Below are 25,153 nucleotides of genomic sequence, written 5' to 3'. Positions count from 1 at the left end.
TCCCCAAGGTAGTTGTCTCTTATACACAAGTCCCCGGCCTTTTCAGGGGGCTATGTCAGTCCCAATGCCGTTCCGTTCACCCGTATTTTGGGTTATCTCTGCAACTGCTGCGAACGGTGAACGTGCCAGGGGAGTTACGCCACTCCCCTGGCTACCCCGGCGCCCGGCAAATAAATCGCCGCTAAAGCGGTAAACACCTTTTTTCACCCAACATTCGCGGTCGTTCGCGATCCGTTCCCGACGATCGCTCTCTCACGTGGTTCCCGACCACGTGACCCCGACTGAAGGGTAAAAAACGGCGCGATTTAAGCCGGGTACAAGGGCGTCGCTGTGCATTCAGAGAACTGATTTTTGCTTTTTCTTCGCTGACGCAATGCCGGGTTCAGGTGAGCATATTCTCAAAGCGTGGGGGTCTGGTCCGGCATAAATCGCCTCCATGTTGGCGCCTGGTGGCCGGGTCCAGCCGTCAGGAACGGCTGGAGGAAGCGATCGTCGGGAACGAATCGCGCCCGACCCGGACAAGGAGACATAAATGGAGGTTTACCGCTTGCGGCGATTTATTTGCCGGGAGCCGGGATTGCTAAGGGTGTGGCGGCGAACACCCTTAGCACGTTCACCGCAGAGAAACCGACAGAGAAGCAGAGTCGCCTGGTGAACGGAACCCCATCCGACGTGACAGAGATAGCGTATCTGCCTGTCTCAGCTAAAAAAGATACGACTAAGAGACACCTCCCCAGGGAGAGGGCCATGGTGAGGGAAAAGGCCTAACTGTACTGCCGAACTCGGGCAATCAGCTCATCAACGCTGTCAATTCGCTCCGCCAGCACAATCAGCGCGCGCCCCAGCGAAATTGCATGGCGCAAACACGCATGACGCATGGTGTCATCTTTGATGGTCTCGATATCCGCCACGTGAGACAACCCGACGCTGCGGCGAATCAGCTCAGTGCCGCAAAAGCCCACTGCGTCGTGCCACACCTTTTTCAGAAACTCGCTCGCATAACCCGGGTAAGCCAGCGCGGCATCCTGCGTTTTTTCCGTCGCCAGCGTCTGGAAATGTTCGGCAAAGGTGTTCCACAGTTCCTGAATATCTACCAGACGCTGCTCGCGCCCGGCGGCGGCATCACGAATGCCTGAGTGGCCCGGCAATCCGCAGTAGTTCAGCAGCAGGTTGCCGACCGCCGTGCCGATGTCAAAACCGATCGGACCGAAATAACCAAACTCCGCGTCGATCGCCTTCAGACTACCGTCGGCGACAAAAATAGACCCGCTGTGAATATCGCCGTGCAGCAGCGCTTCCGCTTGTGAGAAGAAGCGGTGCTTGAGCGACGCCACCGCCAGTTTCAGCTGGGCATCATCGCGCAGCGCGGCCACGTCGGCTTCAATCTCTGCCGGATAATTATTGCGCTCGTGCACCTGATACGGGTCGTTGAAAAACAGATCTTCCGTAATCTCGCACATTTCCGGGTTGATGAAATTCGCCACCTGGGCCTTTTTCTGATGCGGATGCAGGTAGAAATCGCTGGTGTGGAACAACGTTTGCGCCAGGTAATGCCCCAGCTGCTGCGCCGCTTGTGGGTAGTAAGCACCCTGAATCAGCTCGCCGCGCAAGATGCGGTGGTTGGATAAATCTTCCATCACCATTACCGCCAGTTCGGCGTCGAAATGGTGGATTTTCACCGTGTGTTCCGGCGCGTGCTGATAATGCTCGACCAGCGTTTGCGCTTCGAGGCGAGCGCGATCCAGCGTCAATGGCCAGGATTCGCCCACACAGCGTACGTACGGTAGCGCCTGTTTGACGATCACGCGGCTCACGCCGTGGGTGTCGAAGATTTTAAACACCAGGTTGAGATTGCCGTCGCCGACCTCCTGCGCTGAAACCAGCTCGGACGGGTCGTCGAGGCCGCCAAATTGTTGCGCATAAGCCACGGCATCGTGGGCTGTGAAGGTATGGTATTGCGACATTGCCTCGATCCTCATGTTCTCGTGATGAGATAGCCAGAAATAAAGCCATTCAGACGTCTATACATCTGTAATTCATCCTGACACAATGTGACACAACAACGCAACAGGGATTTAACGATATGCAGACATTACAGACCACCAGCCTGTGGGTGCGCGACAATCAGCTGTTTATTCTGGATCAGCAGGCGCTGCCGCAGGCGTCACGCTGGCTGGACGCCAACAGCGTCGAGGCGCTGGTCGGCCATATTCATGCTTTACGGGTGCGCGGTGCGCCGTTGATTGGCCTTTCCGCCAGCCTGCTGCTGGCGCTGCTGGCTGAGCGCGGCCTGAATCGCGATGCGCTGCTCAATGCGCTGGAAACGCTGCGGGCATCACGCCCGACGGCGGTCAACCTGATGAACAATCTCGACCGCATGAAGCTTGCGCTGGCGCAGGAAGACTTCGTTCCGGCCCTGGTGGCCGAAGCACTGCGACTGATTGACGAAGACAAGCAGCTTTGCGAGCGCATCGCCATAGCGGGCAGCCAACTGGTAAAACCTGGCAGCCGTCTGCTGACGCACTGTAACACCGGCGGGCTGGCGACGGCGGGCGTGGGTACGGCGCTGGGCGTAATTAATTTTGCCCATCAGCAGGGCAACGTCGCTAACGTCTGGGTCGATGAAACGCGTCCACTATTGCAGGGAGGGCGACTCACCGCGTGGGAATTGGGTGAACTGGGCGTGCCGTATCAGCTCATTACCGATTCGATGGCTGCAAGCCTGATGGCGAAAGGGCGGGTCGACGCCGTTTGGGTGGGCGCGGATCGCATTGCTGCCAACGGCGACGTGGCGAATAAAATCGGCACCTATTCACTGGCGGTACTGGCGAAATTCCACGGTATTCCATTCTACGTTGCTGCTCCGCAGACCACGCTTGATCCGAACTGTCCGAACGGGGAGGCCATCCCGATTGAGCAGCGCGCGGCGGCGGAAGTTACCGGGGTGGCAGGCAGTTTCGGCGAGGTGCAGTGGGCGCCCGAAAATGCCCGCGTGTATAATCCGGCGTTCGACGTCACTCCCGCTGCGTTAATCAGCGGTTGGGTGCTGGACATCGGCGTGGTGACCCCGGCTGAGGTAGCAACGGGGAAATTTGCAAAACGATGATTAGGGTGGAACCCTCCGATCCGCACTCCCGCGAATCGCAACAACTTATTGCGCTGCTGACGGAAGAACTCGCCCGTATCACGGGCGATGGAGGAACAAATTCGTTTCGCAATAATGGACTCTCCTTTCGGCCATGGGCGTGTGAATACAACGAGAGGATATTCACTTTCAGGATAATTGAACGGAATCGAACTTATGGCCTCGGTCTACTCAGATGAATATCAGCGTGTCATCAATGCGCTAAAGAAAGCTCGAAAGGAAAATGGGATTACGCAGGCACAACTTGCCGAAGCGCTGGGCAAGCCTCAGTCGTTTATCGCCAAAGTTGAAAGCGGTGAGCGTAGGCTAGACGTAGTGGAGTTTGTACATCTGGCGCGGTTGGTTGGGATGGAGGCAGAGGCAATAGTGCGTGCGTTAGCGTTGGGGAAAAGTATTGTCTGATGCCCTCTCCCGAAGGAGAGGGGCACAATAAAAGGCAGAGCTTAAGCCAGTGTCGGGTACCCGGTCGCAATTTCACTCCCGGTGAACTGCGCAATCCAGCCTTCCGGGTTGTCGAAAATGCGGATAGCCGTGAAGTTCGGCTCAGAACCCATATCAAACCAGTGCGGCGTGCCCGCTGGCACCGAAATTAAATCATTTTTCTCACACAGCACCTGATACACCTCATCGCCGATGTGCAGGCAGAACAGCCCCGCGCCTTCGACAAAGAAGCGCACTTCGTCTTCGCCGTGAGTATGTTCGTTGAGGAATTTCGCCCGTAGCGCGTCTTTCTGCGGGTTATCGGCGCGCAGGCTAATCACATCCCAGCTCTGATAGCCTTTCTCCTCAACCAGTTTGTCGATGGCGTGCTGATACGTGTTAATCACCGTCTCCGGCGTTGGGTTTAAACCCAGATCCCGGTCGGCTTCCCAGCGTTCAAAACGCACGTCTTTAGCGTTCAACTGCTGCTGAATTTCATGGCCATCGGTGCTGTGCCAGGTTGGCTCGCTGGCGTTTTTATCAGAGAAAATAGTCAAGGCGCTCATGAGGGGATCTGCTCCGGATGAATGTCGTCGAAACGGGAAACCTGATGATGGTGACTGGCGGTGTCGCCGTCGCCACGAATTAACTGCACGGTACGGAAACCGGCCTGCCCGGCGGCGTCCAGTTCCTGGTGAATATCGGAGAGGAACAGGATTTGTCCGGCCGACTGCCCAATCTGCTCCGCAATATTCTGGTAAGACTGCACTTCGCGTTTGGCACCGACGTGGGTGTCAAAATAGCCGCTGAACAGATGAGTAATATCACCTTCGTCGCTGTAGCCAAATAACAGTTTTTGCGCCGCCACCGAGCCGGAGGAATAAACATACAGATCAATGCCCTGCGACTTCCATTTTTCGAGCGTCGGCAGCACGTCCGGGTAGAGATGGCCGGTAAAGTCGCCGTTCACATAACCATCGCGCCAGATGAGGCCTTGCAACGCTTTCAGAGCGGTTGATTTGCGGTCTTCATCCATAAACGCGAATAATGTTTGCGTCAATTCTTCCGCACTGGCTTCGGGCTGCGCGATTTCGGCACGCAGAGTGTCAAGAGCTGACTTCACCGGCTCGGCGAACTGCTGCGTGCTGATAAACGCCGCCAGACGCTCGCGCGCATAGGGAAACAGCACGTCATGGACGAAGCGAATATCGCTGGTGGTGCCTTCAATGTCGGTCACAATGGCGCGGATCATGGTTTCTCCAGTTGGCGTAGGCGCAGTTCGCACTCAAATAAAAATTCCAGCCCTTCGAGGTGACGGCGCGCTTCTGCGACGTCGCGTCCCCAGCAGGTCAGGCCGTGGCCACGCAACAGAAAGCCGTAGCTGAGCGGGCGCTCTGTGGCGTAATGTTCGATGCGACGGGCGAGGGCGTCAATATCCTGGTCGTTATCAAACACCGGGATTGCCACGCCGTCGAGGTGGCTACTTTGGCCGCGCAGGGATTTTTGCATTTCATAACCGCAAAGCACCAGCTCGGCAGATTTTTCGACCCGTGACAGCACCGTCGCATTCACGGTGTGAACGTGTAGCACCGCGCCGGCTTCCGGGAACAGACGATAAATCAGGGTATGTAGCCCGGTTTCGGCAGACGGTTTACGCCCGGACGGTGCCTGATTAGTGCCGATATCCACCTGCAAAAAATCATCGCCAGTGAGGCTGCCTTTGTCTTTGCCAGACTCGCTCAACCAGCACCGGTGGGCATCTTCGCGCACGGACATGTTTCCGCCGGTGGCGGGAGCCCAGCCTTTGGCACCTATCCAGCGACAGGCGTCGACGAGGGCATCGAGTTGCAGGTTTTCAGTCATCTTGCCGTTCTCCGGGCCGGTGAGTTTGTTGTTTAGACGTCTAAGCGTCTTGATTGCCAAATACTAACATCGTGTTATAGTGTCAGCAACAACCGCATTACATTCGGGTAAAACGATAATGAGCAATAACCGACTGATTCCGCAGAGTAAACTCCCTGATCTGGGCACAACGATATTTACGCAGATGAGCGCCCTGGCGCACGAATATCAGGCGATTAACCTGTCGCAGGGGTTCCCTGATTTCGACGGACCGCGCTATTTGCAGGAGCGTCTGGCATTCCATGTGGCTCAGGGGGCGAATCAGTATGCGCCGATGACTGGTGTACCGGCACTGCGTGAGGCGATTGCGGCGAAAACGGCTGAGCTTTACGGGCACACGCCGGATGCCAATACCGACATCACCGTCACCGCGGGGGCGACCGAAGCGCTGTACGCAGCGATCACCGCGCTGGTGCGTGAAGGTGATGACGTTATCTGCTTTGACCCGAGCTATGACAGCTATGCGCCTGCGGTGGAGCTGTCCGGCGGCATTCTCAAGCGTATTGCCCTGCAGCCGCCGCATTTTCGCGTGGACTGGCAGGCGTTTGCCGAACTGCTGAGCGACAAAACCCGGCTGGTTATTCTTAACACGCCGCACAATCCCTCGGCCACCGTCTGGCAGAAAAGTGATTTTGAGGCGCTGTGGCAGGCGATTGCCGATCGTGAAATCTACGTGCTGAGCGACGAAGTGTACGAGCACATCTGTTTTGCTGCCGAAGGGCACGCCAGCGTGTTGGCGCATCCGCAGCTGCGCGAGCGCGCTGTGGCGGTGTCGTCATTCGGTAAAACCTTCCACATGACCGGCTGGAAAGTCGGGTACTGCGTGGCTCCGGCGGAAATCAGCGCCGAGCTGCGAAAAGTGCATCAGTATCTGACGTTTGCAGTGAATACTCCGGCACAGCTGGCGCTGGCGGATATGCTGCGCAATGAGCCGCAACATTACCGCGAACTGCCGGATTTCTACCGCGCACGTTGCGATCTGTTTATTGACGCGCTCGGCAGTAGTCGTCTCGACATTCTGCCCTGCGAAGGCACCTATTTCCTGCTCGCGGACTACAGCGCCATCTCCAGCCTCGATGATGTGAGTTTCTGTCAGTGGTTGACCAAAGAAGTGGGAGTGGCGGCGATCCCGCTGTCAGTATTCTGCGCTGATCCTTTCCCACACAAGCTTATCCGACTGTGCTTCGCTAAACAGGAATCGACGCTGCTGGCCGCCGCTGAAAGGCTGTGCAAACTCTGATTATTTTACCGTCCACGCTTCGGAAAATTGGCGGTCGCTGAACATATCCAGCAGACCGTTAATTTGCCGTAAGCGCAGGACTTCATCGGCATCCATCCCAAGTTCCACCCCCATTTTTTCATCCGTCCAGCCAAGCTGGGTGAGCTCACGCACAATTTCTGCCATGGCGTTGATTTGATGGCGGCCACGTGCCCGGTTGTGACGGATAGTCGATGCCATGCGAGCGGGCTCATCCTCGATTTCTGAATGCAGGATGCTGACGGGCACATAGTCTTTCAGCCGCTTTTTGAGCACGGATTTTGATTTCGCCAGCTGATGTCGGTGAAAACCATCCACAATTTCGTACTGGTTATTATGCGGGCCATGCACCACAATCGGCTGAGTAAATCCGTCAGTTTCCAGCGATTTCAGCAGCAACCGCTTTTCAGGTGGGGCGACATTGTTGGGGTTGTAATCATTCGGCGCGATGTTCTCCTGTTTTATCCATAATACGCAGTCCACGGGCTCATCGCGAAATGGACTTTCCCGGTGCAGCGCTCGACGGAAATTATTGATAGCCTCAATACGTGCTTTTTCCGGTAGCGTCGTCAGCCAGGCCGTCATCTGTTCAATCATTTGCTGTTGCATAAAATTCCCCATTCCTGACGTTTAGTCGCGATGCGCTGGTTATAGCGCTGATAATGTTTCGCCTTCGTTGGGCTGAACGACAGCATTCGGCACCAGTAATCGTTGTTCAGCAGCACCTTGCAGATCCGTCGCCAGGAAGGGGTATCCTTCGCCGCAATATCCTTCGGCTGGGTATCGGGGATGACATCCATTCCGCGTTTTTTGTACCACTGAAGGTACACAGCAATTTTATTGCGGTAGTGGTTTGCGGTTGAGGGCGGCATGGTGTCGAGCAGAAAGAGGGCGTAGGTTTCCCAGCTGTAACCTTCGGGTTTTTCCATCTTTCGGTGACCATAGAATTGATTGTCGTGACCGGCGTAAATCCCGCCGCAGTTGATGCCTCCGACGCGTTTGCACATGGCGGCCCAGCGCTCTGGCTCGAGGACGTGATAGAGCCACAATCCCTGGCGCTGTTCGGGGCCAAACGGTTCGCAAATACGCATATAGCGCAGCGGGACGCCGGCCTGATACATCAGGTTGTACAACGGGTTATAGGGCAGCGCGGTGCGTGAAAACCATGTCCAGATGTCGGCCGTTTTCCAGTCGTAGAGAGGGTAGACGTTCCACGTGTGGCCGCCCCGAGCCATACTGGTCCAGGGTTTGTCATCGGCAAACCGCAGTTTGTCCTTTGCGGCTACGGCTAAAAAGCGGGTGTAGGATTCATCAGCTCGGATCCCGATACTGACTGCTGCGGGACGATTCTGAGCGAACCATCCGGCAAAATGACTGACGAATTCTTCGAACGTCATGCCCGGTTGGTAAAACGGGAAAAACGCCGGGTCCGTTATTGCATCGGCTGGCGGCTGGCGCACCCACGGTGTATCGGGTTCCCAACAACACCACTCCGGCGTGAATTGCGTTAAGGCATTTGGGGTCGTCAACGGCAATGCGACCCAATAAAACGTGTCGATGACATCGGCATATTCCGCCCGCATGTCCTCACAATGTTGAATTGTGCTGCTGAATTGCGCTTCCCAGTCAATAAATAATACACTGAACTTTTTATTCTGTTTTCTGGCCATTATTCCGGCCAGGTGCAGCATAACTGTAGAATCTTTTCCACCGGAAAATGAGATGCAAACGCGGTCAAAATTATTGAGCATCCAATTTATTCTGTCCGTTGCCGCGGTCAAGACGCTTTGCTGAAGAGGAAGTTTATAAATCGACATTCAATTGCCTGTAGTTGTGTCCTTTTATAAATGCAATATATATAAAATAAGCATTTTGGTAAATTATATTCTGCAACTTTAAATATATATTGGATGTATGATGATTTGTTAATTATACATTTTGTGAATATTAAAATGGGTAGGGCAATAGATGTATGGCAGGGTGTTAAATACGGTAAGGCAATTAATGTATCGCCTTACCCTTTCACTTATTTTTCGCCCATCATCGCTTTCAGATTTTCAGCATCAGGCAGGCCGACAACCTGCTGGAGCGTATTGTGCTCGTTGAGATAATAAATCGCTGGTGTGGCGTTGGCGCCTAATTCATCCATGATTTTCTGGTTATCGTTCAATATTTGCATCTGCGTCGGTGCGACCGACGTCGGCACATCAAGCTTCAGTTTGCCGCCGGATTGTTCGTAGTCATGCCACGTTTTTGCCGGATCCTTGCTGGTCATGATTGCGGCGGCCGTCGCCGGGCTTTCTGGTTTGATAACGCCCACCATCAGCGTACGCAACTGCACTTTGCCGGACTCAACCCACGGACGCGCCTGTTGCCAGAACTGTTTGCAGTACGGGCAGAACGGATCGGCGAAGACATAAATCACGCGTGGTGCCGATTCTTTACCGTCGAGGATCCAGCTCGCTTTCTCCATTTTCTGCCACAGTTCGCGGCCCGCCGGGGCGTAAATATCCTGCTGAATCAATTGCTCACTGAGGTTAGTGCCTTTGTCGTCATACATGTAACCCGAAATGGCGTGCTTGCCGTCCGGGGTGACATAGATGGTCACACCCATGTCCTGGTATTTACCGAGATAGCCTTTCATGCCGCCCGGTGCGTCGAAAGATTTGATTATCGTAATCCCTTGTTTCTCTATCGCTTTTACCGGCGCGGGAAGCTCTTCAGCTGTGGCCAGAAAGGGGGCCAGAGTGAGCAGTAGGGCGAGTTTACGCATAGTAAATCCTTGTAAAATAAGTGGATGATATCCAATGAATGGTAGAGCCTATCACAACCATAGATAAGACCCCGGCGTGGTGCAATTGCTCTTACATAAGGTCAATGGTCTAATCCTTCCCGCTATTACGACCTTTAACAAGGTTTTGTAGAGCGCAACGCACAGCCAGCGTGCTGGCACTGAATCCCTCAGGGGCTTTCAGGTAAAAGGGCCGCCTGAAAAGGTGGCCTTTTTACGTTCAGGGTTCATTAACATCGTTGTGGCGGTTTGTTAGCTAACGCTTATTGATTTGATAAAGGAAACGCATTGGCCCGTTGAGTCAAAGTTAGTTACCTTACTTCCCAACGACAACACGGAGGAAGTACAGATGTCCTTAATTAACACCAAAATCAAACCTTTCAAAAACCAGGCTTTCAAAAACGGCGAATTCGTAGAAATCACTGAGAAAGACACCGAAGGTCGCTGGAGTGTGTTCTTCTTCTATCCGGCTGACTTTACCTTCGTTTGCCCGACCGAACTGGGCGACGTGGCCGACCATTACGAAGAATTCCAGAAACTGGGTGTCGATATCTACTCCGTTTCTACTGACACCCACTTTACCCATAAAGCGTGGCACAGTAGCTCCGACACCATCGCCAAAATCAAATACGCGATGCTCGGCGACCCAACTGGCGCCCTGACCCGTAACTTCGAAAACATGCGTGAAGACGAAGGCCTGGCCGACCGTGGCACCTTCATCGTTGACCCGCAGGGCATCATTCAGGCCATTGAAGTTACCGCTGAAGGCATCGGCCGTGACGCATCTGACCTGCTGCGTAAAGTGAAAGCGGCACAGTACGTCGCCTCCCACCCAGGCGAAGTGTGCCCGGCGAAATGGAAAGAAGGCGACGCGACGCTGGCTCCATCCTTAGACTTAGTTGGCAAAATCTAATTTTTCTTCGGTTTTTGCTCCATAGCTGCGTTGGCTTCACTCTCGCACCCCGGTCACTTACTTATGTAAGCTCCCGGGGACTTAAGAGTTCGCCGCCTTACTCTGAAGCAAAATCCTTTGAAAAATGGTCATTAAGCGGGTGCAGTTATGCACCCGTTTCAATCCAAATCCCATGATGCAAGCTGCATTCAGGCTGCCCGTTTAAGGCTGCTTGCATGATGATGTTTTATGAGAGGGAAGAACGATGCTCGACACAAACATGAAAACCCAGCTCAAGGCCTACCTTGAGAAACTGACGAAACCTGTTGAGCTGATTGCCACGCTGAATGACAGCGCTAAATCGGCAGAAATCAAGGAACTGCTGGCGGAAATCGCCGAACTCTCCCCGAAGGTAACCTTCAAAGAAGATAACAGCCTGCCGGTGCGCAAGCCTTCTTTCCTGATTACCAACCCGGGATCCACCCACGGGCCGCGCTTTGCAGGCTCCCCACTGGGTCATGAATTTACCTCGCTGGTGTTGGCACTGCTGTGGACCGGCGGCCATCCGTCAAAAGAAGCGCAGGCGCTGCTGGAGCAAATCCGTGATTTGGACGGCGATTTCGAATTCGAAACCTATTACTCGCTCTCCTGCCACAACTGTCCGGACGTCGTGCAGGCGCTGAACCTGATGGCGGTGCTGAACCCGCGGATCAAGCACACCGCGATTGACGGTGGCATGTTCCAGAATGAAATTACCGATCGCAATGTGATGGGCGTTCCGGCGGTGTTTGTGAACGGTCAAGAGTTTGGTCAGGGTCGCATGACGTTGGCGGACATCGTGGCAAAAGTGGACACCGGCGCGGAAAAACGTGCGGCGGAAGAGCTGAACAAACGTGACGTCTACGATGTGCTGATTGTTGGCTCCGGCCCGGCGGGTGCGGCGGCAGCGGTTTACTCTGCCCGTAAAGGTATCCGCACTGGCCTGATGGGCGAGCGTTTTGGTGGGCAGGTGCTCGACACCGTCGACATCGAAAACTACATTTCGGTGCCGAAAACCGAGGGTCAGAAACTGGCGGGTGCGCTCAAGCAGCACGTTTCAGACTATGACGTGGACGTTATCGATTCCCAGAGTGCCAGCAAATTGGTGCCTGCGGCGGTAGAAGGCGGTTTGCATCAGATTGAAACGGCGTCTGGCGCAGTGCTGAAAGCGCGCAGCGTTATCATTGCCACCGGCGCGAAATGGCGCAATATGAACGTTCCGGGCGAAGATCAGTATCGCACCAAGGGCGTAACCTACTGCCCGCATTGCGATGGCCCGCTGTTTAAGGGCAAACGCGTGGCGGTGATCGGCGGCGGTAACTCCGGTGTGGAAGCGGCTATCGATCTGGCGGGTATTGTTGAGCACGTTACGTTGCTGGAATTTGCCCCAGAGATGAAAGCCGATCAGGTGCTGCAGGATAAAGTGCGCAGCCTGAAAAACGTCGACATCATTCTGAACGCGCAAACGACCGAAGTGAAAGGTGACGGCACCCGCGTGGTTGGGCTGGAGTATCGCGACCGCGTCAGCGGCGACACGCATCAGATCCCGCTGTCCGGCATCTTTGTGCAGATTGGTCTGCTGCCGAACACCACCTGGCTGGAAGGCGCGATTGAGCGCAACCGCATGGGCGAAATCATCATTGATGCCAAATGCGAAACCAGCGTGAAGGGCGTGTTTGCGGCGGGCGACTGCACTACCGTGCCGTACAAACAAATTATTATCGCGACCGGCGAAGGCGCTAAAGCTTCCCTGAGTTCGTTTGATTACCTGATTCGCACCGCATAAAAAAGTGCCCGGCGGCGCGATGCTTGCACGGGCCTACGGATTTTGTAGGCCAGGTAAGTGTTAGCGCCACCGGGCGAAAAAGTAAGACGACACCTGCAATGTAAAGAGGCTACCGAAAGGTAACCTCTTTTTTTACGCGTGTAAGGGTCGTGAATTTACCGCACGACCAACACCGGCACGTGCGCATGACGAATCACGCTCGACGCGTTGGAGCCGAGCAGGTGCGTGGCAATTGACGGATTGCGCGAGCCAATCACCACCACGTCGGCCTTAAGCTCTTCGGCCAGGTCGTTCACCACGTCACGCACGTTGCCCATCAGCACATGGGTTTTGATCCGCGAAGGGTCGATGCTGAAATGGTCAACCATGGTTTTCAGGCGCGTTTCCGCCTCATGATAAAGATGCTCTTCAAAGCGACGTAAATCGGCGGCAAAACGGCTCATGGTCAGGCTCGCGGAGCCGGGCAGGACATGCAAAAGGTGGATAATACCTTCCTGCTGGGCGAGAAATTCCGCATGACGTACGGCCTTGTCACTCAGCGCCATTTCGAAGACATCAACCGGCATTATGATGGTGTTATACATAAGCTCTCCTCCTTGTGGATATGCTTATATACAAGCATATTCGTCGACTTCTTTGTGCCATTCACGTCGCAAATATCACTTTCAGGCGGTGCTGGGAGGGTAAAGTTTTGTGGGGGACGAAAACGGCAAGAGGATGTGGGGGAACATCCTCTGAAAAGTCATTCAGACGCGCTTAGCGGTTAAATTCACCGGCGGCTTCTGGCTGATACAGCAGCTCTAGTACTTCTAAATGCGTTTCGGTGCCGTTCGGCAGCGACCAGTGAATGGAATCGCCCACGCGAAGGCCAAGCAGGGCTGCTCCGACCGGCGCCAGAACGGAAAGCTGCGTCGCGCTGTCGGTCATATTGACCGGGAATACCAGCGTGCGCACGCGTTCTTCCTGGGTGCTCAAATCGCGGAAGCGGACCTGGCTATTCATGCTGACCACATTGTGCGGCATCTCCTGCGGGGAGCACATCTGCGCCCGATCCAGTTCGTCATTCAGCGCAGCCGCAACCGGGGAGGTTGCCCACTCTGGTCGTTCCAGCAGGCGGTCGATGCGTTCGGCATCGAACTCATTAATGATGATGGCGGGTCTGGTCATTGTTGACTCCATGTTTTCCAGGTTGAGATCCAGCTACTTGTTTCCAAAAGAAAACCCTCGTCGTACAGGACGAGGGTTTAGGGTCTGATCATGATACTGACTGTGGTCGGATCTTTGAAGTGATTTATACCCGTCATTCTTCACGCTGCAGCTTTGTTGGCTACGTTCACGCGCCCGAATCACTTAGGTTACTCAGTTCATCGGGACGCATTCTCTTGCCGCCGCGATGCAACTCGAATTATTTTGGGTATAGCTCACATTAGAAGATAAGGCTACCAATCAGCGCGAACAGGAAGGCGAGGCCGCCAAGCAGCGTTTCCATCACCGTCCAGGTTTTCAGCGTGGTTTTTTCATCCATTTCGAGGAAGCGGCCGACCAGCCAGAAACCGGAGTCGTTCACGTGTGACAGCACTGTTGCGCCACCGGCGATGGCAACCACGATAAAGCACAGGTCGAGCTGGCTGATACCGGTTGTGGCGTGGACCATCGGCGCAACCAGCGCGGCGGTGGTGGTCAATGCAACCGTGGCAGAACCTTGCGCCACACGCAGCGCTGTCGCAATCACGAACGCGGCTACGATGACTGGCATTCCGGTATCGGACAACACACCTGCCAGCGCATCGCCAATTCCGCTGGCGCGCAGAACGCCACCGAACATACCGCCCGCGCCGGTCACCAGAATGATGCCGCAGATTGGGCCTAATGCGCCGTCACAGATTTTTTCCAGATGCTTCAGGCTGTGCTGACGGCTGAACACCATCAGGGAGAAGAAGACGGTAATCAGCAGCGCCACCGGGGTTTTACCGAGCATACGCAGGAAGTTGACCAGCGTATCGTCTTTCGCCACCCAACCCAGCACAGTCGCGGTGTTGAGACCGGTTTCCAGGAAAATCAGCACCAGCGGCATCAGCAGAATGGTCAATACCATGCCGAATGAAGGCGGCTTGTGGTTGGGATCGGCTTCGACTGCACCGAGGAAAGAGGTCGGCAGTTTAATGTCGAATTTTTTCCCGGCGTACAGGCCGTACAGATATGCGCCGAGGTACCAGGTTGGCAGGGCAATAATCAGACCGACAATCACCAGCAGGCCAATGTTCGCGCCGAGCAGTTCAGCCGCAGCAACCGGGCCAGGATGTGGCGGAACCAGCGCGTGCATCACCGCAAACGCACCCGCTGCCGGGAAGGCGTATTTCAGCGTAGAACCGCCAAACTGTTTGGCGACGCTGAAGATAATCGGCAGCATCACCACCAGACCGGCGTCGAAGAAGATAGGGAAGCCGAACAGCAGCGACGCCACACCCAGCGCGAACGGCGCGCGATGCGCACCAAATTTGTTAATCAGCGTATCAGCCAGCACTTTTGCACCGCCGGAGACTTCCAGCAGTCGGCCAATCATTGCCCCGAGACCCACCAGCAGCGCCACGCCTGCCAGCGTACCGCCGAAGCCGGTCAGCAGCGTCGGTACTACTTTGTCGAAAGGCACTTTCGTCAGCAGCGCCACTACGATGCTGACCAGAGTTAAGGCTAAAAAGGCATGCACTTTGAAGCGCATGATCAAGACCAGCAACAGGGCGACTGCACCTGCTGCGATGCCGAGCAGTGTACCGGCTCCCAATGCGTTCGTAACTTCTGTCATCTTTATATCCTCTGTAGCGTGACAGCGAAAAGGGTAGTGATAGCCTGGCGTAATCCCTGCGTTTATCACTGATACCGGTAACATGATACTGGTAACATGGCGGGTGTTGTAAATATACTCAGACACATTTATTAACACTTTGAGAGCCACTTCAAATATCCGAAAGAATTATCGATCTGGACAATATTTGTTCAATGAACGTGATCGATTTCAAATCTGGCATATTCTTGTTAAGCACCGCTGCGCCATCCGGCTTCAGCATTTTCAAGAAACAGACCCTCCCATGGAAGCGGTACGTGACGTGCCGGGCGTTCACATTTATCACCATCGGGTTACACTCATCGTTTCCCATTTTTCAGGGCCAGATGATGCCGGTGACCCCCCTTCCTGCCGACCGCCGTTTCTTTGCCGATTTGCTCAGTGGGCTGGTGCTCAATCCGCAACGTCTGGGCCGCGTATGGTTCGCCAGTTCGGCGAAATCACTGCCCGCAGGGGCGTTGTGTATGGACATGCCGCGACTTGAAATCGTGCTGCGCGGTGAATACGGCAATGCGCTGGATGAAACCCAGCACACGCTGGCTCAGGGTGAAATGTTGTTTATTCCGCCGCGTGCCGCCAATCAGCCGATGTTCACACGTTCGGCGATGGTGCTAAGTATGGTTTTCGCCCCGGCGTGGACCGGGATGGCATTTTACGACAGCCGCAACGGCAGCACGCCCGCGCCGCTGCGTAAGGTGGAGTTTCCACATCAGCAGCACGGCGAAGGGGAGGCGATGCTTACCGCGCTGCTGCTGCTCAGCCGTTCTCGGCTGGAGCAGCAAATTATCCAGCCGCTGGTGTTAAGCTTTTTACATCTGTGTCGAAAAAGCACGGTCACGGAAATGGGTGCGGTGCCGTCACGCCCGCAGTTTCTCTATCAAAGTATCTGCAACTGGATCCAGGATAACTACGCCAGACCGCTGACGCGCGAAGATGTGGCGGCGTTTTTCAATATCACGCCAAATCACCTGTCGCGGCTGTTTAGCCAGCAGGGAACCATGCGTTTTATCGATTACCTGCGCTGGGTGAGAATGGCAAAAGCGCGGATGATTTTGCAGAAATACCAGCTGTCGATAGGCGATGTGGCGCTGCGCTGTGGTTATCCGGATGGGGACTATTTCAGTCGATTGTTCCGGCGTCAGTTTGGGCTGACGCCGGGAGAGTACCGCGCGCGCTTCCAGTAAGCGCGATTACAGGCTCAGTTCTTCGCTCAACAGCGTCAGAATCGCCTGCGCATCGGTGGCTTCCAGCAGGGACTGACGGAAGGTTTTGTTGACCAGCTTGCGCGCCAGCTGGGAAAAGACCTTCACATGGTTTATGCCTTCATGCTCGCCAAGCGTCAGCATAATCACCAGTTCAACGTCGCCCATGTCCGACTGCCAGTCGGTCAGCGCCGGAAGCCGCGCGATGCTGATGCTGGAGTGGCGGATCCATGCTGATTTGGTGTGCGGGATCGCCACACAAAACCCAACGCCAGTAGTGACGATTTCTTCGCGCTGCCAGATATCCTCTTCCAGCTCGAGCGGATGTTCGGTGCGCCCGTTGACCGCCAGATTGCCGCACAGCAGCTGGATAATCTGTTCTTTGCGCAAAGGACGGTCGGTGAACAGAATGTTTTCCAGCGCCAGCAGCGGACGCGCGTCGTCCTCCGGTGTGAATTCGCGCAGCAACGCTTCAATGTCATCGGCGCTGCGACATTCACAGGCTTTGTTGGCCAGTTCGCGGCAGGCAGCGCTGTCGAGCTGACGCAGCTGACTTTTCACCGCCGGAATGCGCGGCCCGCTCATGCTCAGTTCATCCAGTTCCAGCCCCAGTAAAAGCGGAAGATAACGGCTTTCACCGCCCAATTCGCCGCAAATGCCGACCCATTTTCCGTGTCGATGGGCGACGCTGACAATCTGGCGCAGCATCCGCAGGAACGACGGCGTTATTGGGTTGTACAGCGGCGAAACGCGGGGGTTGTTGCGATCCACAGCGTATAAATATTGCGTCATATCGTTGGAGCCGATGCTGAAGAAATCCACCTCGTCGCAGAAATGGTCGATGATGTAACACACCGACGGCACCTCAACCATGATCCCCAGCGGCAGGCTGGCGGCAAAGCGCAGCCCCTCCGCCTGAAGTTCGGCTTTAACCTGCTGCAGTTGGCTTTTGATCCACAGGATCTGGTCGAGACTGTGCACCATCGGGATCATCAACTGTGCGTTTCCGTAAGCGCCCGCCCGCAGAATAGCCCGCAGCTGGGTGCGAATAAGCCCGGCAAATTCCGGGTAAATCCGCACTGCGCGGTAGCCGAGGAACGGGTTTTCCTCATGCGGAATATTCAGATAGCTCAGGGGCTTATCGCCGCCGATATCCAGGGTGCGGAAAATAACCGGTTTGTTACCCGCCGCCAGCAGCACCTGCTGATAGGCCTCAAATTGTTCCTGCTCATCCGGCGGGGTTTGGCGGTCCATGTACAGCATTTCGCTGCGAAACAGGCCCACGCCTTCCGCGCCGTTACTGAATGCGCCCGGCGCTTCCAGCGCGCTGCCAATGTTGGCGGCCACTTCGATGCGCTGTCCATCGCGTGACAGCGCGGTTAACGCGGCGTCCTGCGTCTGGCGCGCCACGCGTTTGTCGTCGAGTTCCCGCGCGAGGGTGTAATAGCCCATCACCGCGTCGTCCGGTTCCGGAACCAGCACGCCGCACTGTCCGTCGAGCACCGCCTGGCGATGCTCCAGCCCGCTGAGTTCCGCCACGCTAAAGCCGTTGAGTACCGGGATGGACGAGGCGCGGGCAAGGATCAGCGTGTGCGAGGTGCGACCGGTTTTCTCCAGCACCATTCCTTTGAGCTGCGTCAGGTCGAGGCCGAGAAACTGACTGGGCGTTAAATCTTCCGCCACCAGAATGGTCGGCTGGGTCAGGCGTAGTACGTCCTGATTGCGGTGCTGCGGCCAGGTGATGTGCAGCAAGCGCTCGCTGATGTCGCGAATGTCACTGGCGCGTTCACGCAGATAATCGCTGCTCGATGCCAGCAGTTTGTCGCAGATAGCGTCCATATTATCGATAATTGCCGCCGCCAGGCCCTGCTTATTGTCACGCATAATACGGCGGATATTGCTGGCAAACTCTTCATCCTGAATCAGCGATAAATGGGCGCTAAGAATAGTTTTGCTTTCGCCGCCGAGCACCCGCAGTTGCTGGTTCAGGCTGTCGGCGAGTTCCGCCAGGCTGTGCTCCAGTCGGGTCATGTCTTCCGGGCTTGCCGCAATAGCGCGGTAGCCATCGAGACTGTCACTGCGCCAGAGGGTGATTTCCCCAAATCCGATGCCGCTCGCAAGTACGTTACCGGTCAGTAAATGTGGATTCAGGCGCGAAAGCGAACGCGGTAGCGGGTGCGCTGTAGGCGAGGCTACGGCGGGCAGCACGCTATCGCTGTCGATAAAGTGCTGTTCGAGATACATTTCCAGCGCACGGCGGGCCGGTTCTTCATCGCTGCCGCTGATTTCCAGCGAGCAGCTGTCGTTGAATAACGTGCCGGTGCTGACCAGCGCCAGTGAGCTTTTGCCGTCGGCGTGGGTGCTCAGGCGGTGGTTGATAAAGCGAATATCGCTTTGCCATGCACTGCATTGTTCCTTCAGCGCCCAGGCCGGGCGGGCATGCAGGCCGTTGGGCAACGGACAGAGAAAATCGAGAGTCAGCATAGCGGTTCCTGTAAGCGCAAAATCAGCATCTGAAATCCATCAGACGAGAAACGGTTTTGGCGTTGATATCGTGAAGCAGCGCCACCAGCAGCTGGTGGGTGAGGTCAATGTCGCCGGCGTCGGCAATGGAGGCGGCGCAGTGGCCGTGGCGGGTAGGCGGGCCGAGCACCACCGTTGGAATGCCGTTGCCGCAAAGATGCACCGCGCCGCCGTCGGTACCGCCGTTGCTGAACATATCCCGTTGCAGGGAAATGGCCTGCTGCGCAGCCGTGTCTTCTACCCAGGCGGTGAGTTTCGGCGGCGCAATCAGCGTTTTATCGTACATCACCAGCATCGGGCCTTCGCCAATCTGGCGATGATTGTCGCTGCCGTAATCAAAGTTTTTCGCCCAGCAGGCAGTGTCGAGCACCAGTGCAAGGTCGGGCTGAAGTTTGTGGCTGGCGGTTTGTCCGCCGCGCAGGCCAACTTCTTCGCTCGAGCTGGCGACCAGCCACACTTCAGCATTCAGCGGCGTGGAATGTAACTCGCGCAGCAGCGTGACCAACAGATAGCAGCCGAGGCGATCGTCGAAGGCTTTGCCTATCACGCGGTTGTGCGGCAATTCGCTAAACGGTGTGGCAAACGTGACGCGATCGCCAGGCTCCACGCCCGCTTCGGCCACTTCATCGGCGCTACAGGCCCCAATATCGACGCACAGTTTTGCCACGTCGCTTCCGTGACGCTCGCCGTCCAGCAGGCCGTTGATTTTGCCGCCGCCGCGGGTGCTTATTCTTACCGGTTGCAGTTCGCGCGCGGTCATGCGCACGTTGCCAATTGGGATAACGTCGATAGCGCCGGTCGATGAAATGCTGCGTACCATAAAGCCCACTTCATCCATATGCGCGCAGACCATAACCTTCGGGCCGTGGCTATCGTTCAGGCGGATAAGCACTGAACCGAGTCCGTCAAATTGCACCTCTTTGCCCAATGCGTCGGCTTCGCGCAGCAGAATTTGTCGGACTTCCTGCTCGGAAGCGGCGATGGCATCGGCTTCACTTAGCGCTTTCAGTAACGCGAAATCCATTACGCTTCTCCTGTCATCAGCAGCGTTTTCGGGGTGTGATACAGCACTTCCGCGCCGTCCTCGGTGACCAGCACAACGTCTTCAATGCGCACGCCGCCTTCGCCTTCCAGGTAAATGCCAGGTTCAACGGTCAGCAGCATTCCGGGCCGCAGCAGGGTGGTATCGGTCGGTGAAAAGCGTGGGTTTTCATGCACGTCGATGCCGATAGCATGTCCGGTGTTGTGACCAAATTTCGGCCCGTACCCCGCGTGGGTGATGTGTTCCCGGGCGGCGGCGTCGACGGTCTGACACGCCACGCCCGGACGCACGGCGGCGATGGCCGCCAGCTGCGCCTCAAGCACCGTCTGGTACACCGCGTACAGCGGTGACGTTTCCACGTTGAAATAGCGGCCCGCGACCAGAAAGGTGCGGGTCATGTCGGAACAATATCCCTGGTATTGGGCGCCAAAATCGAGCGTCACCAGTTCGCCTGCCACAATGATTTTCTCAGACGCTTTGCCGTGAGGCAGCGCGCCGCGAGGGCCACTGGCAACGATAGTATCGAACGAGGGTTTCTCTGCCCCTTGTTGTTTCATGAACCATTCCAGCTCGGCGGCGACTTCGCGTTCCCGCATACCGGGCTGGATAAAACGACGGATATGGCTGGCGGTGGCGTCAGCAATGCGACAGGCCTCGCGAATCGTTGCGATTTCCTCAGCGGTTTTCACCTGCCGCAGCGTATCAGGCGACACGCTAACCAGCGTCGGGCGCAGGGAATCATGCCATTCGCTCGCCGTTTGCCAACTGACCTGTTCGCCTTCAAAACCAATGCGCTGTAACCCTTCTTCTTCCGCAATCTGGTTGACGATGGCGCTCATCGGGCGACCGCTTTCCAGCCGATGCAGCTGGTAGCCGTGAGTGCGGGTGGCGACATCGCTGTAATAGCGAAAATCCACCAGGATGTGCGCGTGTCGTCGGGTCACCAGCACGTAGCCCGAACTGCTCGAAAAGCCCAAGTGCGCGAGCTTGTTCTGGCGTGACGAGAGTAGCACTGCGTCTATCCGTTGATGCGTCATCCAGTCACGTATTGCGGTCAGTAAAGCCATATCCGTTTTCCTCTTACATCGCGTCGATGGCCAGCTTGCCACGTTTGTGCAGGCTGTTGCGAATAAGCACCACCAGCAAGGCGGTGATCACCGCGCCGACCGCGATACTCAGCATGTAGGCGCCGAGATTGGTCACCAGCGGCCAGGCCCAGATGGCTGATTCCGGGAACCATTGCACCGCGCCGAGCGCTGAGGCGGTCATTGCGCCTGCGATGGCCCCTGTCATATACGCGGGCAGGGTGGCGATGGGGTTTTCCAGCAGGAACGGAATCGCACCTTCGCTGATGCCCATAAAGGCGAGGAACATCGCGGTTTTACCCTGCGGATAAAGCTGCGGGCTGAACAGACGTTTGCCGGTCAGACGGCGGTCAATCAGCGTGGCAAGGCCCAGACCAATCGGCGGGATCACAATCGCCACCGCGCGGGAGGTGATCGGCAGCACGTGGTCGGTGGTGAAACCGAGCGCTACAAATCCGGCCGCTTTGTTAATCGGGCCGCCGAGGTCAATGGCCGTGGCCGCCGCCATGCCGATGGCGTACATCATTGAGCCAGCCTGGCCTGCCGCCAACAGCAGCGTACGCATACCGCCGTTCAGCCAGCCGCCAATCGGGGTGATGACGTAATACATCGCCAGCATCACGAACAACGCGGAGAGGATTGGAATTAAGAAGGTACTTTTGAACGCCAGCAGATACTGCGGCACGGCGATTCGGGCGTTCAGCCATTTCACCAGATACCCGGCGGCGATGGCGATAATCAGTGCGCCGATAAAGGTTGATGGCACCGGTTTACTGGCCAGCCAGCTCAGTTTTTCCGGATCGAAATTCAGCACCAGCGTCGGCTGAGTGGCAACCAGTCCACCGATAAAGCCCGCCGGAAAGGCCAGCTTGCCGCCGATGGAGTTCGCCACGAAGGCGGAAAACATCGGGATGGCGAAGCTGAACAGCAGCCCGCCGAACGACTCCGTCAGGTAACCGAACTTCAGCACCGACAGATTAAACCCGGTGAATTTGCCGGAATTCAGTGCGTCCATAATCCCGGTGTCCGGCGGGATTTCCAGCCAGACGTAAGCAATCAACTGCGAAATGGCGAGAATAACCCCGCCCATGATAAGCGTCGGCACCATGCGGGAAATGCCCGACATAATGTGCTGAGGGAGTTCTTTCCAGAAGGAAGCGCCCGATTCTACGGGCGTTGTTGCCAGTGCAATGGTCTCGCCGTCAGACGAGACAGGACGAATGGCGCTGCGTTTTTTTATTGCCATTTCACACACCCTTGCTGTTGAGGATTATTGTTGCTCGGCGGCTATCAGCTCTTCGATTTCTTTCAGGGTACCCGCGGCATTTTTAATGGCGTCCTGGAGGGAAATCTCATAGACGTCGCGCGTTTCAAAGCGCTCGTTGTCTTCCGGGGTAATGGCGATGGCGTGAATGATGATATCGGCGGTGGCGATATCCTGTGCCGTCAGCCGGTTCTGGATGCCGTCGGCCCCCTGGGTTTCAATTTTGACCTCGTAACCGGCTTCGGTTGCGGCATCTTCCAGCGCTTGCGCAGCCATAAAGGTGTGGGCCAGTCCCATCGGACAGGCACAAAGTGCAATCAGTTTCTTCGCCATGTTGAACTCCATCAGTAAAAGTCGGAACTGATTATGCTCAGAGCCTTCTGTGTTCTGTTACCAGACAAATAATGCATTTTCAGGATTTTTGATGCGCTAGTAGGGAAGTGTGATGCGTGTCCGTTTATAAGAAAAATAGATGGAATAAGGAGACGGATTAACGTGCAGAAGGCCAAAAGGAGAAGGGGGAGAATGCGGGTGATGAAGCGAACCGGGCAAACGCGAATTGCCCGGCGTCGAGGTTAGTTTCCGGCTTTATCAATCACGAACTGCGAACCGCAGTTGCCCGGATGTGGCTGTGGCAGCAGCGAGCCTTCTGCCAGCGGCGCATTGATGGCGCTGGATTTGATAGCAATCTGCATTTCGGTCAGGTAGGCCGGTTTGCCGTTGCAGGTTAGCTTGAACGCTTTCACGCCTTCTTTGCCATAGCTTTTGGCCACGGCGGCGTTGAAGTCATTCCGGCTGACGGTTTTGCCGTAGTTTTGCGCGAGGAAAGAGCCTAACGCACCCTGCTTGATCTCCCCGTTCAGGCGCACCATGGTGCCGAAATAGGCATCCGGATCGAAACCAAAGCAGACGCCGTGCTTGGCGTATTCATAGCGTTCCAGACACGAACCACCGCCGCTACCCGGCATCACATTGTTCAGCTTGTTGGCCATTTCCAGCGAGAGGCCGGTTTCTGCCGCCGAGCATTTCCGGTTACCGCGGACTTCAGGCATGTTCGGCACCGGGCGCGTCGCACAGCCGAAACGCATCCAGCGGCGATTGTCCACGCCACGGGCGGCGATGGATTTAGGCAGGCTCGGCCACAGGCCGTGCACCGTCAGATAATTTGTTTTATCGGCTACTTCTTTCTGGGTCCGGCATTCGCTTGGTTCTTTACGGTGATTATCCTGCATGCTCTGGCAAAAGCCGGTTTGCCAGGAAAGCGCCAGCACGTAGCTGTCGAAATCAGGGTACTTTGCAGGTTGTAACGGCATGCTGTCTGCGGCCAGCGCAGGGAGGCTGGTAGCCGCCAGAATAGGCAGCACTTTCCATAAGCTTTTCATAGGAGGGTCCGTGGGTAATTAAAACACCGAATACCTTCTATTTAATCATAAAAATGCCAGGCAGGTTTAATTGACTGGCATTGTGATAACGGCTGTTAGCACTGAAAAATCATTTAGCTCCACATGGCGAGGATCGGCCAGCCGACCAACAACAGCAAGGCGATATAAATCACCCCGAAAATCGCCCCCAGTCGCCAATAATCTTTCGACTTCACGTAGCCGCAGCCGTAGATGATAACGCCGGGTCCGGTGGCGTACGGCGTCAGGCAGCCCATGATGCCAATCGACAGCACCAGCAGAATGCACAGATGTTCCATCGGTATGCCCGGAATGCCTTTCCCAATCGCCAGAATCACGGGCAGCATGGTGGCAGTGTGCGCCGAGAGACTGGCAAACAGGTAGTGCGCAAAGTAAAACACCAGCACCAGCACCACTACGGTCGCGTTCGGCGAGAATCCTTCCAGATGGGTGCTCATGGTATCGGCAAACCATTTGATGAAACCGGAACGGGTCAGGCCATTGGCCATGACCACCAGCGTCGAAAGGTTCACTAGCGTGTTCCACGCTCCGGTGTATTTGGTGACCTCTTTCCATGGCACCACGTGCAGCGCCAGCATCAGCGACACCGCCAGCAGGCCGACGGCGGTGGCGTTAATGTAATCCCCGCCAAACACCCACAGTCCGAGACTCAGGAGCACCAGGCCAATCAGGGTTTTCTCTTTGCGGGTCAGGGCGCCCATTTCACGCAGCGCGTTGCCTGCCCAGCCGGAGACTTCCTCGCTGTGTGTCACTTCCGGTTTGTACAGCACGTACGACAGCCACGGCGCTACCACCAGCAGAATCAGCCCTACCGGTAAAAAGCTCAGAAACCATTGCAGCCAACTGATGTTCACTCCGGCAATTTTGCTGACGAACTCCAGCCCCAGTACGTTGGGTGCCGCACCGGTCACGAACATCGAGGAACTCAGGCTGGTACTGATAACCATCATCCACATCAGATACCCGCCGATGCGCCGCGATGATTTATCGTTGGGGAATGACTGGAACAGCGGCGGCAAGTTTTTAATCACCGGGAAAACGGTGCCGCCGGTGCGGGCGGTATTCGATGGCGTAAACGGGGCCAGCAGAATATCGATGATAACGATCGCATAGCCGAGCGTCAGAGTGCGCTTTCCCATAAACTTGACCATAAACAGCGCGATACGCCGTCCCAACCCGGTCACTTCATAACCCAGCGCAAAAATAAACGCCCCAAACACCAGCCAGACGGTGGTGCTGGAGAAACCTGCCAGCCCCCATTTCAGTGCCTGTGAGCTGGCGTCAAAATCGGGGTTGGCCAGTTCAGAGGCGTCAAACAGCAAAAACTGATTGCCAATAACGCAAATGGTGACCGCGATAAAACTGATGGCAGTTGCCGGAATGGGTTCGAGGATCATGCCGACAATCATCGCCACAAACACCGCGAAATAGTGCCACGCCTGCGGCGGCATCCCGTCGGGAACGGGTATTAAGAACAGCACCAGCATCACCAGCAGCGGCGCAATTAACTTCCATATCTTATCTTTTGCAATCGACATAAC

The 25,153-nt window shown here is 55.9% G+C and carries 23 protein-coding genes; 6 read left to right on the top strand and 17 right to left on the bottom strand.

Annotated elements, in window-relative coordinates; genetic code table 11:
* Window positions 1-764: 764 nt before the first annotated feature.
* Entirely contained in the window at window positions 765-1,964 is a 1,200-nt protein-coding gene (mtnK, locus tag MUU47_RS21120) for an S-methyl-5-thioribose kinase (protein WP_258990101.1), read from the bottom strand.
* 119 nt (window positions 1,965-2,083) lie between these two features.
* Here mtnK and mtnA point away from each other — a divergent pair, with 119 nt between their 5' ends.
* Both mtnA and MUU47_RS21110 read left to right on the top strand, forming a co-directional pair.
* Complete coding sequence (gene mtnA / locus MUU47_RS21115; protein WP_258990100.1) at window positions 2,084-3,106, top strand: S-methyl-5-thioribose-1-phosphate isomerase; 1,023 nt, start codon at window positions 2,084-2,086, stop codon at window positions 3,104-3,106.
* A gap of 195 nt (window positions 3,107-3,301) precedes the next feature.
* Window positions 3,302-3,547 (top strand): helix-turn-helix transcriptional regulator, encoded by a 246-nt coding sequence (locus MUU47_RS21110; RefSeq protein ID WP_258990099.1) that lies wholly within the window; start codon window positions 3,302-3,304, stop codon window positions 3,545-3,547.
* Window positions 3,548-3,588: 41 nt separating this feature from the next.
* Here MUU47_RS21110 and MUU47_RS21105 read toward each other — a convergent pair whose 3' ends face one another.
* From MUU47_RS21105 to MUU47_RS21095, 3 genes are read right to left on the bottom strand one after another with little or no spacing between them, the layout of a single operon-like run.
* The gene (locus tag MUU47_RS21105) at window positions 3,589-4,131 is read right to left on the bottom strand and encodes a 1,2-dihydroxy-3-keto-5-methylthiopentene dioxygenase (protein ID WP_258990098.1); all 543 of its coding nucleotides are present in this window, start codon (window positions 4,129-4,131) and stop codon (window positions 3,589-3,591) included.
* Window positions 4,128-4,817, bottom strand: a complete 690-nt coding sequence (mtnC, locus tag MUU47_RS21100; protein WP_258990097.1) for an acireductone synthase — start codon at window positions 4,815-4,817, stop codon at window positions 4,128-4,130. The genes MUU47_RS21105 and mtnC overlap by 4 nt, the downstream gene beginning before the upstream one ends.
* A complete protein-coding gene (locus MUU47_RS21095; protein ID WP_258990095.1) occupies window positions 4,814-5,428 on the bottom strand; it encodes a methylthioribulose 1-phosphate dehydratase in 615 nt (204 codons plus the stop codon). The genes mtnC and MUU47_RS21095 overlap by 4 nt, the downstream gene beginning before the upstream one ends.
* A 118-nt stretch (window positions 5,429-5,546) precedes the next feature.
* On the opposite strand from MUU47_RS21095, the gene MUU47_RS21090 reads away from it, so the two are divergent.
* Complete coding sequence (locus MUU47_RS21090; protein ID WP_258990094.1) at window positions 5,547-6,707, top strand: pyridoxal phosphate-dependent aminotransferase; 1,161 nt, start codon at window positions 5,547-5,549, stop codon at window positions 6,705-6,707.
* Here the strand turns inward: MUU47_RS21090 and MUU47_RS21085 are convergent, their stop codons facing one another.
* The 3 genes from MUU47_RS21085 to dsbG all read right to left on the bottom strand — a co-directional run bounded on the left by MUU47_RS21085 (window position 6,708) and on the right by dsbG (window position 9,498).
* Window positions 6,708-7,334 carry an IbrB-like domain-containing protein gene (locus tag MUU47_RS21085; protein WP_258990093.1) on the bottom strand — a complete coding sequence of 209 codons (627 nt, stop codon included), beginning with the start codon at window positions 7,332-7,334 and terminating at the stop codon, window positions 6,708-6,710.
* Window positions 7,319-8,542 (bottom strand): phosphoadenosine phosphosulfate reductase, encoded by a 1,224-nt coding sequence (locus MUU47_RS21080; protein WP_258990092.1) that lies wholly within the window; start codon window positions 8,540-8,542, stop codon window positions 7,319-7,321. The genes MUU47_RS21085 and MUU47_RS21080 overlap by 16 nt, the downstream gene beginning before the upstream one ends.
* Before the next feature lie 209 nt (window positions 8,543-8,751).
* Window positions 8,752-9,498: a thiol:disulfide interchange protein DsbG gene (dsbG, locus tag MUU47_RS21075; RefSeq protein WP_258990091.1), complete on the bottom strand. Its 747-nt coding sequence runs from the start codon at window positions 9,496-9,498 to the stop codon at window positions 8,752-8,754.
* A gap of 367 nt (window positions 9,499-9,865) precedes the next feature.
* On the opposite strand from dsbG, the gene ahpC reads away from it, so the two are divergent.
* Window positions 9,866-10,429 carry an alkyl hydroperoxide reductase subunit C gene (ahpC, locus tag MUU47_RS21070; RefSeq protein WP_258990090.1) on the top strand — a complete coding sequence of 188 codons (564 nt, stop codon included), beginning with the start codon at window positions 9,866-9,868 and terminating at the stop codon, window positions 10,427-10,429.
* A 244-nt stretch (window positions 10,430-10,673) separates the two neighbouring features.
* Window positions 10,674-12,233 (top strand): alkyl hydroperoxide reductase subunit F, encoded by a 1,560-nt coding sequence (gene ahpF, locus MUU47_RS21065; RefSeq protein ID WP_258990089.1) that lies wholly within the window; start codon window positions 10,674-10,676, stop codon window positions 12,231-12,233.
* Between the two features lie 155 nt (window positions 12,234-12,388).
* On the opposite strand, the gene uspG is transcribed toward ahpF, so the two are convergent.
* The 3 genes from uspG to MUU47_RS21050 form a co-directional block, all read right to left on the bottom strand.
* Window positions 12,389-12,817 (bottom strand): universal stress protein UspG, encoded by a 429-nt coding sequence (uspG, locus tag MUU47_RS21060; protein ID WP_258990088.1) that lies wholly within the window; start codon window positions 12,815-12,817, stop codon window positions 12,389-12,391.
* A 172-nt stretch (window positions 12,818-12,989) separates the two neighbouring features.
* Window positions 12,990-13,400, bottom strand: coding sequence for a nucleoside diphosphate kinase regulator (gene rnk / locus MUU47_RS21055; RefSeq protein WP_110512378.1), 411 nt, complete (start codon window positions 13,398-13,400; stop codon window positions 12,990-12,992).
* A gap of 259 nt (window positions 13,401-13,659) precedes the next feature.
* Window positions 13,660-15,036: a GntP family permease gene (locus MUU47_RS21050; RefSeq protein WP_258990086.1), complete on the bottom strand. Its 1,377-nt coding sequence runs from the start codon at window positions 15,034-15,036 to the stop codon at window positions 13,660-13,662.
* A 368-nt stretch (window positions 15,037-15,404) separates the two neighbouring features.
* Between MUU47_RS21050 and MUU47_RS21045 the strand changes: the two genes are divergently transcribed.
* A complete protein-coding gene (locus MUU47_RS21045; RefSeq protein WP_258990579.1) occupies window positions 15,405-16,259 on the top strand; it encodes a helix-turn-helix domain-containing protein in 855 nt (284 codons plus the stop codon).
* Between the two features lie 6 nt (window positions 16,260-16,265).
* Here MUU47_RS21045 and ptsP read toward each other — a convergent pair whose 3' ends face one another.
* From ptsP to MUU47_RS21010, 7 genes are all read right to left on the bottom strand, one after another.
* Window positions 16,266-18,761 carry a phosphoenolpyruvate--protein phosphotransferase gene (gene ptsP, locus MUU47_RS21040; RefSeq protein WP_258990085.1) on the bottom strand — a complete coding sequence of 832 codons (2,496 nt, stop codon included), beginning with the start codon at window positions 18,759-18,761 and terminating at the stop codon, window positions 16,266-16,268.
* Window positions 18,762-18,783: 22 nt separating this feature from the next.
* Entirely contained in the window at window positions 18,784-19,824 is a 1,041-nt protein-coding gene (gene ypdE, locus MUU47_RS21035) for an aminopeptidase (protein WP_258990084.1), read from the bottom strand.
* Entirely contained in the window at window positions 19,824-20,909 is a 1,086-nt protein-coding gene (gene ypdF, locus MUU47_RS21030) for an aminopeptidase (RefSeq protein WP_258990083.1), read from the bottom strand. Before ypdF ends, ypdE begins: the two co-directional genes overlap by 1 nt.
* Window positions 20,910-20,922: 13 nt before the next feature.
* Window positions 20,923-22,173, bottom strand: a complete 1,251-nt coding sequence (locus MUU47_RS21025) for a PTS fructose transporter subunit IIC (RefSeq protein ID WP_258990082.1) — start codon at window positions 22,171-22,173, stop codon at window positions 20,923-20,925.
* A 24-nt stretch (window positions 22,174-22,197) separates the two neighbouring features.
* Window positions 22,198-22,524, bottom strand: a complete 327-nt coding sequence (locus tag MUU47_RS21020; RefSeq protein ID WP_110512408.1) for a PTS fructose transporter subunit IIB — start codon at window positions 22,522-22,524, stop codon at window positions 22,198-22,200.
* Between the two features lie 242 nt (window positions 22,525-22,766).
* Complete coding sequence (gene rna, locus MUU47_RS21015; protein WP_258990081.1) at window positions 22,767-23,573, bottom strand: ribonuclease I; 807 nt, start codon at window positions 23,571-23,573, stop codon at window positions 22,767-22,769.
* A gap of 113 nt (window positions 23,574-23,686) precedes the next feature.
* Window positions 23,687-25,150, bottom strand: coding sequence for an anion permease (locus MUU47_RS21010; RefSeq protein WP_258990080.1), 1,464 nt, complete (start codon window positions 25,148-25,150; stop codon window positions 23,687-23,689).
* Window positions 25,151-25,153: the final 3 nt, after the last annotated feature.

The organism is Scandinavium hiltneri (assembly GCF_024764835.1).
In the GTDB taxonomy this organism is placed as follows: domain Bacteria; phylum Pseudomonadota; class Gammaproteobacteria; order Enterobacterales; family Enterobacteriaceae; genus Scandinavium; species Scandinavium hiltneri.
This window is presented reverse-complemented; position numbering and strand designations above follow the sequence as displayed.

Coding starts and splice junctions, on each gene's coding strand:
- ptsP (WP_258990085.1), bottom strand. CDS start 18,761: ATGCTGACTCTCGATTTTCTCTGTCCGTTGCCCAACGGCCTGCATGCC.
- MUU47_RS21110 (WP_258990099.1), top strand. CDS start 3,302: ATGGCCTCGGTCTACTCAGATGAATATCAGCGTGTCATCAATGCGCTA.
- rnk (WP_110512378.1), bottom strand. CDS start 13,400: ATGACCAGACCCGCCATCATCATTAATGAGTTCGATGCCGAACGCATC.
- mtnK (WP_258990101.1), bottom strand. CDS start 1,964: ATGTCGCAATACCATACCTTCACAGCCCACGATGCCGTGGCTTATGCG.
- uspG (WP_258990088.1), bottom strand. CDS start 12,817: ATGTATAACACCATCATAATGCCGGTTGATGTCTTCGAAATGGCGCTG.
- MUU47_RS21090 (WP_258990094.1), top strand. CDS start 5,547: ATGAGCAATAACCGACTGATTCCGCAGAGTAAACTCCCTGATCTGGGC.
- MUU47_RS21050 (WP_258990086.1), bottom strand. CDS start 15,036: ATGACAGAAGTTACGAACGCATTGGGAGCCGGTACACTGCTCGGCATC.
- mtnC (WP_258990097.1), bottom strand. CDS start 4,817: ATGATCCGCGCCATTGTGACCGACATTGAAGGCACCACCAGCGATATT.
- MUU47_RS21080 (WP_258990092.1), bottom strand. CDS start 8,542: ATGTCGATTTATAAACTTCCTCTTCAGCAAAGCGTCTTGACCGCGGCA.
- MUU47_RS21105 (WP_258990098.1), bottom strand. CDS start 4,131: ATGAGCGCCTTGACTATTTTCTCTGATAAAAACGCCAGCGAGCCAACC.
- MUU47_RS21020 (WP_110512408.1), bottom strand. CDS start 22,524: ATGGCGAAGAAACTGATTGCACTTTGTGCCTGTCCGATGGGACTGGCC.
- MUU47_RS21025 (WP_258990082.1), bottom strand. CDS start 22,173: ATGGCAATAAAAAAACGCAGCGCCATTCGTCCTGTCTCGTCTGACGGC.
- rna (WP_258990081.1), bottom strand. CDS start 23,573: ATGAAAAGCTTATGGAAAGTGCTGCCTATTCTGGCGGCTACCAGCCTC.
- ahpF (WP_258990089.1), top strand. CDS start 10,674: ATGCTCGACACAAACATGAAAACCCAGCTCAAGGCCTACCTTGAGAAA.
- ahpC (WP_258990090.1), top strand. CDS start 9,866: ATGTCCTTAATTAACACCAAAATCAAACCTTTCAAAAACCAGGCTTTC.
- dsbG (WP_258990091.1), bottom strand. CDS start 9,498: ATGCGTAAACTCGCCCTACTGCTCACTCTGGCCCCCTTTCTGGCCACA.
- MUU47_RS21045 (WP_258990579.1), top strand. CDS start 15,405: ATGCCGGTGACCCCCCTTCCTGCCGACCGCCGTTTCTTTGCCGATTTG.
- ypdF (WP_258990083.1), bottom strand. CDS start 20,909: ATGGCTTTACTGACCGCAATACGTGACTGGATGACGCATCAACGGATA.
- ypdE (WP_258990084.1), bottom strand. CDS start 19,824: ATGGATTTCGCGTTACTGAAAGCGCTAAGTGAAGCCGATGCCATCGCC.
- MUU47_RS21085 (WP_258990093.1), bottom strand. CDS start 7,334: ATGCAACAGCAAATGATTGAACAGATGACGGCCTGGCTGACGACGCTA.
- MUU47_RS21095 (WP_258990095.1), bottom strand. CDS start 5,428: ATGACTGAAAACCTGCAACTCGATGCCCTCGTCGACGCCTGTCGCTGG.
- MUU47_RS21010 (WP_258990080.1), bottom strand. CDS start 25,150: ATGTCGATTGCAAAAGATAAGATATGGAAGTTAATTGCGCCGCTGCTG.
- mtnA (WP_258990100.1), top strand. CDS start 2,084: ATGCAGACATTACAGACCACCAGCCTGTGGGTGCGCGACAATCAGCTG.